Source organism: Bacillus sp. JZ109 (assembly GCF_053903135.1).
Genome location: NZ_CP096388.1, coordinates 3,038,534 through 3,051,560, shown reverse-complemented (window position 1 = coordinate 3,051,560; position 13,027 = coordinate 3,038,534). Strand labels below are relative to the sequence as shown.

Genomic DNA, 13,027 nt, shown 5'->3' with positions numbered 1-13,027 from the left:
ATCCTCAGCTTTTTGGCGTTTTAACGGGAGAAATCTTAAAAATTAGTACCAGGTAATAAAAAATGTTGTTATAATAGATGACAGAAAGAATCATTGATTACGACAAAGGAAGTGCGATATGTATAAGTTTTGTGCAAATGCTTTAAAAGTTATTCTTTCTCTTCGCGGAGGAGTGAAGGTGTATAACAAAGAAAACCTTCCGGCCGATTCAGGTTTTGTCATCGCGTGTACACATTCCGGCTGGGTTGATGTGATTACACTCGGAGTCGGGATTCTTCCTTATCAAATACACTACATGGCGAAAAAAGAGCTTTTTCAAAATAAATGGATCGGTTCGTTTCTGAAGAAAATTCATGCCTTTCCGGTAGATCGGGAAAATCCCGGGCCAAGCAGTATTAAAACGCCGATTAAGCTGCTGAAAGAAGGAGAGATCGTCGGTATCTTCCCAAGCGGAACAAGAACCTCTGAGGATGTGCCTTTGAAAAGAGGTGCGGTGACGATTGCGCAAATGGGGAAAGCGCCGCTTGTCCCCGCTGCATATCAGGGCCCTTCAAGCGGAAAAGAATTATTCAAAAAAGGAAAAATGAAGCTGATTATCGGTGAGCCTCTTCACCAGGCTGATTTTGCCCACCTGCCTTCAAAGGAAAGACTTGCAGCAATGACAGAGGCTTTGAATCAGCGGATTAAAGAACTAGAGAATAAACTTGATCAGCTATAAGGCGTTCTGAGAGATTGCCCTGAACTGTGAAAATAAGAAAAGCACCTTATACAAGGTGCTTTTCTTATTATGCTTCCTGCTGGTTAGCTGTCTCCAGAAGTTCTTCTTCTTGAAGCTTTTTCACTTCAATATATGCGACGTGGTGGCCGTCAATTTCATTAATGATGAATTCGCAGCCCTCTTCGATGATGGAATCATCTTTTTCAACATCGTATTTTTGAGTAAGGAACCAGCCGCCGATTGTATCGACTTCTTCGTTCTCTAAATGAATGCCTAGCAGGTCGTTTACTTGGTCAATTAACACTTTTCCGTCAAGAATATAATGGCCTTCGCCGATTTTGCGGATTTCGCTAATTTCATCAATATCAAATTCGTCGCGGATTTCACCGACAATTTCCTCAATGATGTCCTCAACCGTCACAAGCCCGGCAGTACCGCCGTATTCATCAGACAATATGGCCATGTGGACCCTCTCTTTTTGCATTTTGACAAGCAGGTCTTGGATTGGCGCAGATTCAATGACATGAATGATCGGGTTGACGAATTGAGAAATGGTGGAATCAACAGATACCTCACCGCTTATGCAGGCTGTCAGCACTTCTTTAATGTTAATAACCCCGATAATGTTATCTTTATCGCCCTCTTCCACAGGGTAGCGGGTATATTTTTCAATCTGAATGATGTCCATCATTTCAGAAATCTTGATATCATGCGGAAGGCTGACAATTTCGGTCCGCGGAATCATAATTTCTTTCGCGAGCCTGTCGTCAAATTCAAAGATTTTATTCACATATTTAAACTCTGATTGGTTGATTTCACCGCTTTTATAGCTTTCAGACAAAATGATTCGCAGCTCTTCTTCTGAGTGTGCCAGTTCGTTTTCTGAAACGGTCTCCAGGCCAAATGCTTTGGTCAATAACCGTGCGGAATTGTTCAAAAGCCAAATGAATGGGAACGCGATGCGGTAAAACCAAATCAGCGGTTTCGCAAACAGCATAGACACTGCTTCCGCCTTTTGGATAGCGACTGTTTTAGGTGCAAGTTCTCCGACAACAACGTGTAAGAACGTGATAATGGCATACGCAAAAATAAACGATATGACATGTGAAAGGGAACCTGGAACGTTCATTTGTACGAAAAGCGGGTGAAGCAGCCTTTCAATCGTTGATTCACCTAAAACCCCTAATCCGATGGAAGTCAATGTAATTCCGAGCTGACACGCAGATAAATATTCATCAAGATGCGTGGTCACTTTTTTTACGGCTATTGCTGCTTTATTTCCTTCCGCGATCAGCTGATCGATCCGTGAGCCTCTGATTCTGATAATGGCAAACTCAGATGCCACGAAAAATGCCGTCAGGGCGATTAAAACAGCAACTAAAATCAAATTCACTATGTCCAATTAGAACCTTCACTCTAGCAATGAGAATGAAGGTAACACCTCCTGTTAGATAAAATGGTTTTAACTTAACAGCAGCATAAATGATTGGAACACGGCGAGCTTTTCAGGCGGGAGTTTGCTTTTCAGCTTGTCACGATCCTCGGGCTTCAGCCGTTCAAACCGATGCAAGATTCCGGAGATGTTTTGATTCATATGATCAATTTCTAATGCCAGATTTCCAATTTCATCATCAAGTTTAGCTGAAGAGGGAAACTGGTTCTCCAGTCGATCTTTAATATCGGACAGGGCCAATCGCTGCTTCTTGCAATCTACAATAAATATAAGTCGTTTGAGTGCATTTTCGTCGTAGTAACGGTAATTTGAACAGGATCTGGCCGGCGTAAGCAGACCGAGATTCGTATAATAATCAACTGTCCGTTTCGTTACTCCGGCGAGTGCCGCTAGTTCACTGATGCGATAAGTCTCAGCCCCATCTATATCCCTCCCAACCATCACGTTATAGTTATGAGAATAGTTTAATATATGAACGGTGTCTTGCACAAGTTTATTGTTTTTTTCAGACCGGAATTGGAAGTTGTGGAATTCATCATCTGATTGAAGTAACATAGGTAGATAGAATTTTCAAATTTTTATATGCGGAAGGGACAGATGAAATTGGCTGGGTTATCCCGGGAAGTAGAAGAAAATTTAAATAAAGGATCATGGATTCGCAAGCTGTTTGATGAAGGTGCAAGGCTGAAGAAGGAGTTCGGGGAAGACCAGGTATTTGATTTTTCACTCGGCAACCCGATTGTTGAACCGCCTGAAGCTTTTAAGAGAGCGTTAATAGAGGAAGCTGAAAAAGGCAGCCACGGATACATACAAAATCAAGGACTTCCTGCAGCGAGAGAAAAAGTCGCGCAATTTCTGGGGTCGCGTTTTGAAGCTGATTTCTCAGCGGAGCGTATCGTCATGACGGTGGGTGCGGGAGGCGCTTTGAATGTTGCGTTAAAAAGCATCGTAAACCCTGGGGAAGAGGTCATTATTCTCGCACCTTATTTTGCCGAATATAAGTTGTATATTGAGAACTACGGGGGAAAGGCCGTCAGCTGCCCGTTGACAAGCCGGTTTGAGATCGACATTGAAGCGGTAAGGCAATCGATCACTCCACAGACGAAAGGGCTGATTCTCAATACACCGCATAACCCCACAGGCACTGTTCTCAGCCAGAAAAATATAGACGATTTAGGCGCTTTATTAAAAGAAATAGAAGAGAAGAGCGGCCAGACGATTTATGTGCTGTTTGATGAACCGTACAGTCAATTAATCTATGATGAAGAGCTGGCAAATCCGTTTCAATCGTACCATCGTGTGATATTGGCCAGCTCATTCAGTAAAGATCTCGGCATAGCCGGAGAGCGGCTCGGGTATATCGGATTGGACAGCCGAATGCCGGATGCGGACCTTTTGATCAACGCTTTTGTGTATTGTAATCGAACGCTTGGATTTGTGAATGCCCCTGTCATGATGCAGCGGGCTGTGGCACGAATGGATGATTTAAGAGTAGACGCGTGCGCTTATAAAGAGCGCCGGGATTTAATGGTAGACATTTTAAAAGAAGCCGGTTTTGAATTTGAAATGCCAAAGGGAGGTTTCTTTGTTTTTCCGAAATCGCCGATTGAAGATGAAGTTGCATTTTGCGTGCATGCCGCCCAAAAATACAAATTATTAATTGTGCCGAGCAGCGGTTTTGGAATGAGCGGGCATTTCCGATTATCCTTCAGTGTGCCGATCGAGCAGATTAAAAACTCACGGGACATTTTCATTTCTTTATATAAAGATTTTGCTTAAGAAGGCAAAGAAAAGAAAACAGTTTTCAAGGCTGTTTTCTTTTTATATCCGCAAAATCCTTCCTCTTCCAATCCAGACAGGCGCAGAATTGACAAGCAGGCATGCAGTTAAGGCTTTCTTCATGATAAAAGTCTAAAAATTAAAAATCATTTTTGGAATGAGTTGTGTTACAATAAAATATACAATTTATAATCAAACTTTGACTTTTGGAGGTGGTATGATGGGGCCCTCTGCTTAGGCAACAATACACCGCGTACCTCAATGTTAAGGAAAAATGATTATATCAGGAGGTGACTCCTTATCCTTTGTTGAGAGGATAGGGTTAAATGGACGATATTGACAGTCTGATTTTAATTGGCGTGCTCATTGCTTTAACCGCGTTTTTCGTTGCAAGCGAGTTTGCGATTGTTAGAGTAAGGAGATCCAGAATAGATCAGCTTATCACAGAAGGAAACAAACGGGCGATACTCGCAAGGCGTGTCATTACAGATTTGGATGAATATTTATCCGCATCCCAGCTGGGCATTACATTGACATCAATTGGACTTGGCGTACTGGGTGAACCGGCCTTTGAACGGCTGCTGCATCCACTGTTTGAACCGCTCGGCTTGCCAGACTCGGTTTCACATGCAGCCTCTTTTGCAGTCGCGTACGGCTTGATCACGTTCCTGCACGTTGTTGTAGGTGAACTGGCCCCGAAAACGGTCGCGATTCAAAAGGCAGAACAGCTGACTTTACTGATAGCGGGCCCTTTGCGTTTATTCTATTTGCTACTGTTTCCATTTATTTGGATCCTCAATGGATCGGCGCGGCTTTTATGCGGGATGTTCGGTTTGAAGCCTGCGTCAGAACATGATGGTTCCCATTCTGAGGAAGAACTCAGGATGCTGTTATCTGAGAGTTTAAAAAACGGAGAGATTAATCCGTCTGAATATAAATATGTGAATAAGATTTTTGAATTTGATAATCGGATCGCCAAAGAGATTATGATACCGCGGAAGGAAATGGCTGCTGTGTCAACTGAGATGACAATGGCCGAGATGCTCGAAGTCATGCTGAAGGAAAAATACACGCGCTGGCCAGTCACAGATGGAGACAAAGACAGTGTGATCGGTTTGGTCAATACGAAGCATTTGTTTTCTGATTTGCTGTTTATGACAGAAGAAGAACGAATGAAGATGACGATCCATCCGTATGTGAGGCCGGTCATCGAAGTGATTGAAACGATCCCGGTTCATGACTTGCTGATTAAAATGCAGCGCGAGCGCATTCATATGGCTATATTGTCGGATGAATACGGAGGAACCTCGGGACTTGTGACGACAGAGGATATTCTTGAGGAAATTGTCGGAGAGATCAGAGATGAATTTGATGAAGATGAACAGCCGCTGATCCAAAAGCTTGGCGACGGCCATTATGTGATGGATGGAAAGGTTCGGATCGATCAGGTGAACAGCCTTCTTGGCGCATCGATTCAAGAAGACGTCGATACGATCGGCGGGCTGATATTAAAAGAAAACATCGATATTGAGGCTGGTGAATCCATTCGCATCGGTTCATATACGATAAAGGTGCTGAAGATGGACGGCCGATTAATCAAGCAAATCGATATAAAAGAAGAAGCCGGCAACACAACCGGGATTACGGCGCACCACAAGCTGCCGCTGCCTGAGCCTGTGATGCTGAACAGTGCAACCTTGAGCGAGAAATAAGCTCAAGGTTTTTTTACATTGTGATTGTCCAGCCGCACCAAAATGTCAAAAGCGATCCGCAAAGTGTCAGGGCGATGTACAAGATGCTTTCTATTACACGTTTGGCCATAAGGAGTTGAATACTTTCAACGCTGAAGGTGGAAAAGGTCGTAAAGGCGCCAAAAAACCCCGTGCCGATGATAAGCGAGACCGAAGCATTTGCAACGTGAAGTCCTGTAAATATTCCGAGCCCGAGAGCTCCGAGAATATTGACTGTCAGTATGCCAATGGGCAGGCTCAGACCTTTGGTTTTGGCGGTTATGACATTGCCAAGCCAGAAGCGAAGCATTGCGCCAAGTCCGCCCCCTATGAAAATACCCGCTAGTGTCATCTTTCCTGCAGCCCCTTTCTTTGCTGAATGCCTGCTATGCGCCGTCCCGCAAAAACACCAATCAGTGCAAATATGATCCCTGATATCAATGAGGCTGCCATATATAAAAGAGCCAATGAGGGTTGTCCTTGCAAAAGCATCACTGTTTCCTTAGAAAACGTGGACATTGTTGTGAAGCCTCCGCAAAAGCCGGTGCCTAAAAAAGCCGACAGCAGAGGCCGTTTTGCCCCGATCATAAAAAATCCGGTCAAAATGCCTAATAGAAGGCTGCCTGCCGCATTTTCCAGCCAGGTTGCCGCCGGGAACTGACCGGTGTGTATCCATAAGTTTAATCCGTATCGGAGGCAGGCGCCAAGCGCGCCTCCGATAAAAACCGCGCTATATATTTTCATGTTTGCCATCCTTTATGATGAAATCCGGGTAATCTGTAACGATGCCGTCCACGCCCATGGCTTGTAATTTTGCCGCTGTCTTTTGATTGTTGACAGTCCATGCAAATATGTTTAAGCCATTTTTATGGACGGAGCCGATTATCAGACGGTTGAGCCGTGTGTATTTTATATTGACATAGTTTGCAAAAGAGCGGAAGGCCTTCATCTGATTTCTGGACAGCATGCCAAAGTTGGGCCTTGTAATGACCGCTGTCGGAATCGAAGGATAAAGCTCGCGGAACCTTTGGACGGAGCGGAACTGAAAGGATTGAACAATATTATTGATAGAAAAAGAAAATTGCCCTAATAGCTGTCCCACCTCTTCTTCAATTCCGACTTGAGACGGATGGCCTTTTAGTTCAATTAAAAGGCCGATTTTTTTGTGGTAGCGCTTGAGCACCGCTTCCAGGGTCGGAATACGCTCTCCTTGAAAAGCGGGACCGTACCAGCTTCCTGCATCGAGTTTTTGCAATTCCTCCAAGGTAAAATCCTTAACAAAGCCCGATCCGTTTGTTGTTCGGTCAACCCTGTCATCGTGTATCACAACAATCTGCCTGTCTTTTGTAAGCTGGACATCCAGTTCGATCATATCTGCATTCATTTTCACCGCAAGGTCAAATGCGGCAATCGTATTTTCCGGAGCGTAGCCGGATGCTCCGCGATGGGCAATGATGTACAAGCTAAGTCAGCTCCTCGTATGGGCATTTCTGTTATTGTATCAAATCCATATATGCACCGCGATACAAACTGGTGAATTTTTTCTGCCATATCGGAATGGTCCGGGCTGAGGAATGCGTATAACTAAAAAAAGACACTCAGCGTATCAGAACACATTTCGTCAGAAAATTAGGTCTTTCGACATGTTCACAACAAAATATGATCCTTTATAATAGCAAAAAAGGAGGCGAGATCATGGGAAAAGGGAGAATCAGAGTGGAGGAAAGAATTAAAGCCGAAACGGATGCTGAAATGCAAAAAGCAACTCTCCTTGATCAGACACAAACGAAAAAAGGTAAGTGACTGTCCCTATTGAATCTGGCTGATAGATGAATTGAGAAATGACCCCGGCGTTTCGCCGGGGTTTTGTGCTGCAAAAGACATTTAAATGAACATCCTTACGAATATTTTAGTATAATAAACAATTGATTGGGATAGAGGGGAGACAGTCATGCCGGATTATCTGCAGCAGTATTTTACGCTTGATATCATCATTCAAATCGGCATCAGCTTGGCGATTTTGCTGGTGTTTCTTATACTTAGAAAATTATTCACAAGATATTTCTTTAACCTGCTTTTTAATTTGACAAACCGGCCGAAAACAGAAATTTTTAAACAGGTGGTTCTGGCGTTTGATAAACCGGCCAGATGGTTTTTTGTTGCCCTTGGGCTGTTTTTAGCGATCCGGTATTCACCGTTTTTAGATGAGCAAATGCCGGTCATCAGCAAAATATACCGCTCACTGATTGTGGCGCTCTTGTGCTGGGGTCTTTGTAATTTGACCGCAACATCGTCGTTTATCTTCCATAAGGTGAATCAGCGCTTTGAGCTTGACATGGATGACATTCTGGCCCCGTTTTTATCCAAATTGCTCCGTTTTGTGATCATTGCGCTCAGTGTCAGTGTGATCGCTCAGGAATTCAATTATGATGTCAACGGATTTGTAGCGGGCCTAGGTCTTGGCGGGCTGGCTTTTGCGCTTGCCGCGAAGGATACCATCAGCAACTTCTTCGGCGGTATTATTATTATTACTGAAAAGCCGTTTACAATTGGTGACTGGGTGGAGACGTCGACAGTAACAGGATCAGTCGAGGATATTACCTTTAGGAGCACGAGATTCAGAACAGCACAGGGGGCGCTTGTAACGGTGCCGAACTCTACGCTGTCGATGGAAGCGATCACGAACTGGACAAGAATGACCAAACGCCAGATTACGTTTTCCATCCATGTGTCCTACGCTACGCCGATTGAGAACCTTGAACGCTCCATTCATTCTCTCAGAACAATGCTCTTAGAGCATGAGGGCGTTGATAATGAAACAATCATGGTCAACTTTGATACGTTTGCCGACAGCTACTACAATTTATTTTTTAACTTCTATACAAAAACGACGGTTTGGGCTGAAAACCTTAATATTAGAGAGGATATCAACTATAAAATTATTGAGATTTTAGGTGCAGAAGGTGTCCAGTTTGCATATCCCGGCCAAATGGTTGTTGTCAAGCAAAAGCACGAAAGCGACCCATTCCAGGTGAATCTAAATAAAGAGGAAAAGGAACGGGCTTAAAAGAGAGACTTCGTCTGACAGAGGCGGAGTCTTTTTCATGGTAAAATAAGAGAAAAAGGCGGTGTTGAGTTGGAAGCATTCAAAAGTATTCTACATGAAGCACAGCGAATTGTAGTGCTGACCGGAGCGGGAATGAGCACAGAATCAGGGATTCCCGACTTTCGTTCAGCAGGGGGCATTTGGACGGAAGATGCCTCAAGAATGGAAGCGATGAGCCTTGATTATTTTTTAAGTCATCCGCGTCTGTTTTGGCCCAAATTCAAAGAATTGTTCCAGATGAAAATGAGCGGCAGCTTTGAACCGAATGAAGGACACTTGCTTTTAGCTGAGCTGGAGAAGCAAGGGAAGCAGGTCGATATTTTCACGCAAAACATTGACGGTCTTCATAAAAAAGCGGGGAGCAGGCATGTATACGAACTGCATGGTTCTATCCAGACAGCAGCTTGTCCGGCATGCGGCGCCCGATATGATCTTCCCCATTTGCTGGAGCGGGAGGTGCCGGAGTGCACGGCGGCCGGAAACAATGGGGACATTTGCGGAACGGTATTAAAAACCGATGTTGTTCTCTTTGGCGACGCCGTCATGCACTTTGACACCCTTTATGAAAAGCTGGATCAAGCAGATCTTTTATTGGTTATCGGCACGTCTCTCGAAGTGGCTCCGGCTAGATTTGTGCCTGAGGATGCAAGTCTGATTCCCGGCATGAAGAAAGTCATCATAAACCTTGAACCAACGTATTGCGACAGCTTGTTTGACATGGTCATCCATCAAAAAATCGGTGAGTTTGCCCGAAGTTTGGGCATAAAAAAGTGAGCCGCCTTATGCGCCTCACTTTTTTATTCATGAACAGGAACCATTGTGTCCTCTAACACTCCGAAGGAATAGCCTTTTTCTTTTAATTTATTGATTAGTACCGGCAGCGCGTTTACGGTAGCGGGAAGATCATGCATGAGAATCACATTCGGGCGGCCTGAAGAGCTGTGTTCCATATTTTCAAGCTGCTCTAACACGGCCGTCACATACTTTGAATTTCGGTATTTCCAGTCCATGCTGTCAATCGTCCAATCCCAGTACACAAAACCGTCTTTCTCAAGATTGCGGATTTGTGAGGGGGTTAGTGACGGTTTGCTTCCGTAGGGCGTTCTGACAAGAGCGGTTTTATATCCTGTAATGTCCTGCAACGTGTCACGCGCCTCCTGCATTTCTTTTAGCGGAGATGTCGGTGTTTGATAGAACAATCTGTTATTGTGGGTAACGCCATGTAAACCGAGTGCGTGGCCTTCCTTTTCTGCTCTTTTCACAGCTTGTTTGAATTCGTTCATCCGCGGTGACAGCATAAAAAACGTCGCTTTTACATCAGCGCTTTTCAGTACATCGAGCAAGCGGTTTGTAAAGGCTGACGGGCCGTCATCGAAGGTTAAGTAAACCGTTTTATCTCCCATGTCCTGCTTTGTCTGCAGATGTTTTATCAGCAGATCGGGGGAGTCGTTTTTCAGCTTAAGGCTTTCCTTCTCATCTCGAAGCTGTCCGTTAGTTGTGACAGTGACTTCCTTTGCTTTCGTTGAACTGTTAGAATAACCCAAAATCACCATAAGCAAAAGCAGCACACATAAAACTGCTAAACTTGCAAATTTAAAAGCAAGCGAAACTGCAGAAGGAGAAGCCTCTCCTCTCGTTTGTCGCATAACAATCTCTCCATTGGCATAAAATCTCTACATAATGCTGTACAGCAGGCAGCTTATGAAGATGCCTTATGTTTACAACCTATGTATTACCAGTCAAGTATACAGGAATAAAACTGGAAAGCACATAGAAAATTTGTCGAAATGTCAGATTTTAAGGAAAAAATAAACTCCTTTCCGCTATAGATCTCTTGATCTTTCTGTTTTTCAGCTTGTCCAATATGGTAGAATTAGTGATAATGACAGCTTGAATGACATCAGGGACATCTCGAAAAGGGAGGGCTTTTATGAAGGTTTTAGTCAATGGCCGGCTGATTGGGCGCAGTGAAGCATCAATCGATTTGGAAGATCGCGGTTATCAGTTTGGTGACGGCATCTATGAAGTGATCAGGGTGTACAAAGGAGTATTGTTCGGCTTACGTGAGCATGCAGAGCGTTTTTTCAGAAGTGCTGCTGAAATCGGAATTTCACTGCCATTCAGTATAGAAGATCTCGAGTGGGACCTGCAAAAGCTTGTACAGGAAAATGCGGTCAGTGAGGGAGCGGTATACATTCAGACAACAAGAGGTGTGGCCCCGCGAAAACACCAGTATGAAGCCGGCCTCGAGCCGCAGACTACTGCTTATACGTTTACGGTGAAAAAACCGGAGCAAGAGCAGGCAAACGGAGTGGCGGCCATTACAGATGAGGATCTTCGCTGGTTAAGATGTGATATCAAAAGTCTGAATTTACTGTATAATGTCATGACGAAGCAAAGGGCCTATGAAGCGGGAGCATTTGAAGCCATTTTACTTAGGGACGGCGTTGTTACGGAGGGTACATCCTCTAACGTTTATGCCGTTATCAACGGCACGGTGCGAACACATCCGGCTAATCGGCTCATTCTCAATGGAATTACACGGATGAATATTTTAGGACTGATTGAGAAGAATGGGATCAAACTGGATGAGACTCCTGTCAGTGAAGAAGAGTTGAAACAGGCGGAAGAGATCTTTATTTCGTCAACGACGGCAGAAATTATTCCGGTCGTGACGCTCGATGGACAATCGGTCGGAAGCGGGAAACCCGGACCGGTGACCAAACAGCTTCAGGCTGCTTTTCAAGAAAGCATTCAACAGGCTGCTAGCATTTCATAAATGAACGAAGAAAAGAGCCCGCTTTTTACAGCGGGGCTCTTTTTATTTTTTAACAAATCCAATCAAAATGGAGATCATTGGCGATATATAGAGGAAGAACGTAAACGGGATGTAGTCTATGACTGGAACACCAAGTGCGCTCGCCATAAATGCGCCGCTGACGCCCCAAGGAATCAATGGGTTAATTAATGTTCCGCCGTCCTCTAATGATCTTGTCAGAAATTTTCGCTGGATGTTTCGTTTGTCATATAAAGATTTAAATGATTGTCCCGGTATTAATATCGATAAATACTGTTCGCCCGTTGCCAAGTTGACGCCGATGCTTGAGCAGACAGTTGCTGCAACAAGACGGCCTTTTGAGCGGATGCCTTTCATGACGCCTTCCAATAGTGCAGAAATCAATCCGATTTTCTCCATCAATCCGCCGAGTGCAAAAGCAATCATAATGAGAGAGACAGAGCCCATCATGGATTGCAGTCCGCCTCTGTTAATAATTTTAGCGGCTGCCTCATTGTCAGTTTCGAAAGTTGTGCCATTTTGTAAAGCTGTCATAAACGCCTGCAGGCTGCTGTCGGGTACAAAAATAGCAGTCAAAATTCCCGAGGAAATAATTCCGGCAGTCAGAACGGGGATTACTGATACCCGTTTTATTGCCAGCAAAACGACTAAGAGCGGAGAAAGAAGGGCCCACGGTGTCACGTTTGCGGCATCTTTTATTCCGGTTATGACCTGCTGAATATTCTCGGTTGAAGCAGCGTCCGCTGACACTGATGAACCGAGAAAGTAAAACAGAACGACAGTGATGAGCAAAGCTGGAATGGTTGTGCCCATCATATGGCGAATGTGTTCAAAGATCGGTATTTCGCCTATTCCGGCTGCAAAGTTGGTTGTGTCCGACATCGGCGACATTTTATCCCCAAAACAAGCGCCGCATATGACTGCGCCTGCTGTCCATTCAAGCGGAACGCTAGCCGCGCTCGCCACGCCGATCAGCGCTACTCCGATTGTGCTTACAGTTGTCAGGCTTGAGCCAACAAGTGTGCTGATGATCATACATGAAAACAAAGCAGTCAACAGAAGGTGGCTTGGTTCAATAAAGGATAGGGCATAAACTGTCACAGTCGGTATTGCGCCGCTGTACATCCAGGCGCCGATTAAGATGCCGATCAGCGCTAGAACAATAATCGGCTGTACGCCGTTTTTGATCCCATCTACAATCCCTTTTTCAATACTATTCCAGGAAAATCCAAACCATAAAGCTGCTGCTGAAAGCATGACAACACTTAAAAACAGCGGGATATGAGGTTCTACATGAAGCAAGAATAAGCAAGAAATAATAATGCATAACATCAATATAAATAAACCGACGGCTAACGGAAACGTCAGCTTTTTTTGAGAATCCAAAATAACACCCCATATTTATCTTTAATGCTTTTGTGCTTTTGGGCACGAAAGCATTATA

The 13,027-nt window shown here is 44.4% G+C and carries 14 protein-coding genes; 7 read left to right on the top strand and 7 right to left on the bottom strand.

The window, feature by feature from the left end:
* Positions 1 to 118: 118 nt before the first annotated feature.
* The gene (locus tag M1D94_RS16100) at positions 119 to 718 is read left to right on the top strand and encodes a 1-acylglycerol-3-phosphate O-acyltransferase (protein ID WP_003233335.1); all 600 of its coding nucleotides are present in this window, start codon (positions 119 to 121) and stop codon (positions 716 to 718) included.
* 67 nt (positions 719 to 785) lie between these two features.
* On the opposite strand, the gene M1D94_RS16095 is transcribed toward M1D94_RS16100, so the two are convergent.
* Together M1D94_RS16095 and cueR are read right to left on the bottom strand one after the other, a co-directional pair.
* Entirely contained in the window at positions 786 to 2,120 is a 1,335-nt protein-coding gene (locus tag M1D94_RS16095) for a hemolysin family protein (RefSeq protein WP_009966903.1), read from the bottom strand.
* Between the two features lie 60 nt (positions 2,121 to 2,180).
* The gene (gene cueR / locus M1D94_RS16090; RefSeq protein WP_010886460.1) at positions 2,181 to 2,612 is read right to left on the bottom strand and encodes a Cu(I)-responsive transcriptional regulator; all 432 of its coding nucleotides are present in this window, start codon (positions 2,610 to 2,612) and stop codon (positions 2,181 to 2,183) included.
* Between the two features lie 156 nt (positions 2,613 to 2,768).
* Here cueR and M1D94_RS16085 point away from each other — a divergent pair, with 156 nt between their 5' ends.
* Positions 2,769 to 3,950, top strand: a complete 1,182-nt coding sequence (locus tag M1D94_RS16085; RefSeq protein WP_172849866.1) for a pyridoxal phosphate-dependent aminotransferase — start codon at positions 2,769 to 2,771, stop codon at positions 3,948 to 3,950.
* Positions 3,951 to 4,276: 326 nt separating this feature from the next.
* Positions 4,277 to 5,662: a hemolysin family protein gene (locus tag M1D94_RS16080; protein WP_003233322.1), complete on the top strand. Its 1,386-nt coding sequence runs from the start codon at positions 4,277 to 4,279 to the stop codon at positions 5,660 to 5,662.
* 13 nt (positions 5,663 to 5,675) lie between these two features.
* Here the strand turns inward: M1D94_RS16080 and crcB are convergent, their stop codons facing one another.
* From crcB to M1D94_RS16065, 3 genes are read right to left on the bottom strand one after another with little or no spacing between them, the layout of a single operon-like run.
* A complete protein-coding gene (gene crcB, locus M1D94_RS16075; protein WP_032725293.1) occupies positions 5,676 to 6,032 on the bottom strand; it encodes a fluoride efflux transporter CrcB in 357 nt (118 codons plus the stop codon).
* Positions 6,029 to 6,424, bottom strand: a complete 396-nt coding sequence (locus M1D94_RS16070; protein WP_041851030.1) for a fluoride efflux transporter FluC — start codon at positions 6,422 to 6,424, stop codon at positions 6,029 to 6,031. The genes crcB and M1D94_RS16070 overlap by 4 nt, the downstream gene beginning before the upstream one ends.
* Positions 6,411 to 7,142, bottom strand: coding sequence for a glycerophosphodiester phosphodiesterase (locus M1D94_RS16065; RefSeq protein WP_041851029.1), 732 nt, complete (start codon positions 7,140 to 7,142; stop codon positions 6,411 to 6,413). Before M1D94_RS16065 ends, M1D94_RS16070 begins: the two co-directional genes overlap by 14 nt.
* A gap of 233 nt (positions 7,143 to 7,375) precedes the next feature.
* On the opposite strand from M1D94_RS16065, the gene M1D94_RS16060 reads away from it, so the two are divergent.
* The 3 genes from M1D94_RS16060 (at position 7,376) to srtN (ending at position 9,560) form a co-directional block, all read left to right on the top strand.
* Positions 7,376 to 7,483 carry a YhdX family protein gene (locus tag M1D94_RS16060; RefSeq protein ID WP_009966908.1) on the top strand — a complete coding sequence of 36 codons (108 nt, stop codon included), beginning with the start codon at positions 7,376 to 7,378 and terminating at the stop codon, positions 7,481 to 7,483.
* 148 nt (positions 7,484 to 7,631) lie between these two features.
* Positions 7,632 to 8,747 (top strand): small-conductance mechanosensitive channel protein MscY, encoded by a 1,116-nt coding sequence (gene mscY, locus M1D94_RS16055; protein ID WP_015383218.1) that lies wholly within the window; start codon positions 7,632 to 7,634, stop codon positions 8,745 to 8,747.
* Between the two features lie 69 nt (positions 8,748 to 8,816).
* Positions 8,817 to 9,560: a sirtuin NAD-dependent deacetylase gene (gene srtN, locus M1D94_RS16050; RefSeq protein WP_014476294.1), complete on the top strand. Its 744-nt coding sequence runs from the start codon at positions 8,817 to 8,819 to the stop codon at positions 9,558 to 9,560.
* 23 nt (positions 9,561 to 9,583) lie between these two features.
* Here srtN and M1D94_RS16045 read toward each other — a convergent pair whose 3' ends face one another.
* Positions 9,584 to 10,432, bottom strand: a complete 849-nt coding sequence (locus M1D94_RS16045; RefSeq protein ID WP_032725295.1) for a polysaccharide deacetylase family protein — start codon at positions 10,430 to 10,432, stop codon at positions 9,584 to 9,586.
* Between the two features lie 284 nt (positions 10,433 to 10,716).
* On the opposite strand from M1D94_RS16045, the gene dat reads away from it, so the two are divergent.
* Positions 10,717 to 11,565 carry a D-amino-acid transaminase gene (dat, locus tag M1D94_RS16040; protein WP_161621452.1) on the top strand — a complete coding sequence of 283 codons (849 nt, stop codon included), beginning with the start codon at positions 10,717 to 10,719 and terminating at the stop codon, positions 11,563 to 11,565.
* Positions 11,566 to 11,607: 42 nt separating this feature from the next.
* Here the strand turns inward: dat and nhaC are convergent, their stop codons facing one another.
* Positions 11,608 to 12,969: a Na+/H+ antiporter NhaC gene (gene nhaC, locus M1D94_RS16035; RefSeq protein WP_161621453.1), complete on the bottom strand. Its 1,362-nt coding sequence runs from the start codon at positions 12,967 to 12,969 to the stop codon at positions 11,608 to 11,610.
* Between the last annotated feature and the right edge of the window lie 58 nt (positions 12,970 to 13,027).

What these genes read in the sequence shown, in the direction of transcription:
- M1D94_RS16100 (WP_003233335.1), top strand. Translation starts at nt 119, where the DNA reads ATGTATAAGTTTTGTGCAAATGCTTTAAAAGTTATTCTTTCTCTTCGC.
- cueR (WP_010886460.1), bottom strand. Translation starts at nt 2,612, where the DNA reads ATGGTTGGGAGGGATATAGATGGGGCTGAGACTTATCGCATCAGTGAA.
- M1D94_RS16085 (WP_172849866.1), top strand. Translation starts at nt 2,769, where the DNA reads ATGAAATTGGCTGGGTTATCCCGGGAAGTAGAAGAAAATTTAAATAAA.
- M1D94_RS16080 (WP_003233322.1), top strand. Translation starts at nt 4,277, where the DNA reads ATGGACGATATTGACAGTCTGATTTTAATTGGCGTGCTCATTGCTTTA.
- crcB (WP_032725293.1), bottom strand. Translation starts at nt 6,032, where the DNA reads ATGACACTAGCGGGTATTTTCATAGGGGGCGGACTTGGCGCAATGCTT.
- M1D94_RS16070 (WP_041851030.1), bottom strand. Translation starts at nt 6,424, where the DNA reads ATGAAAATATATAGCGCGGTTTTTATCGGAGGCGCGCTTGGCGCCTGC.
- M1D94_RS16060 (WP_009966908.1), top strand. Translation starts at nt 7,376, where the DNA reads ATGGGAAAAGGGAGAATCAGAGTGGAGGAAAGAATTAAAGCCGAAACG.
- mscY (WP_015383218.1), top strand. Translation starts at nt 7,632, where the DNA reads ATGCCGGATTATCTGCAGCAGTATTTTACGCTTGATATCATCATTCAA.
- M1D94_RS16045 (WP_032725295.1), bottom strand. Translation starts at nt 10,432, where the DNA reads ATGCGACAAACGAGAGGAGAGGCTTCTCCTTCTGCAGTTTCGCTTGCT.
- dat (WP_161621452.1), top strand. Translation starts at nt 10,717, where the DNA reads ATGAAGGTTTTAGTCAATGGCCGGCTGATTGGGCGCAGTGAAGCATCA.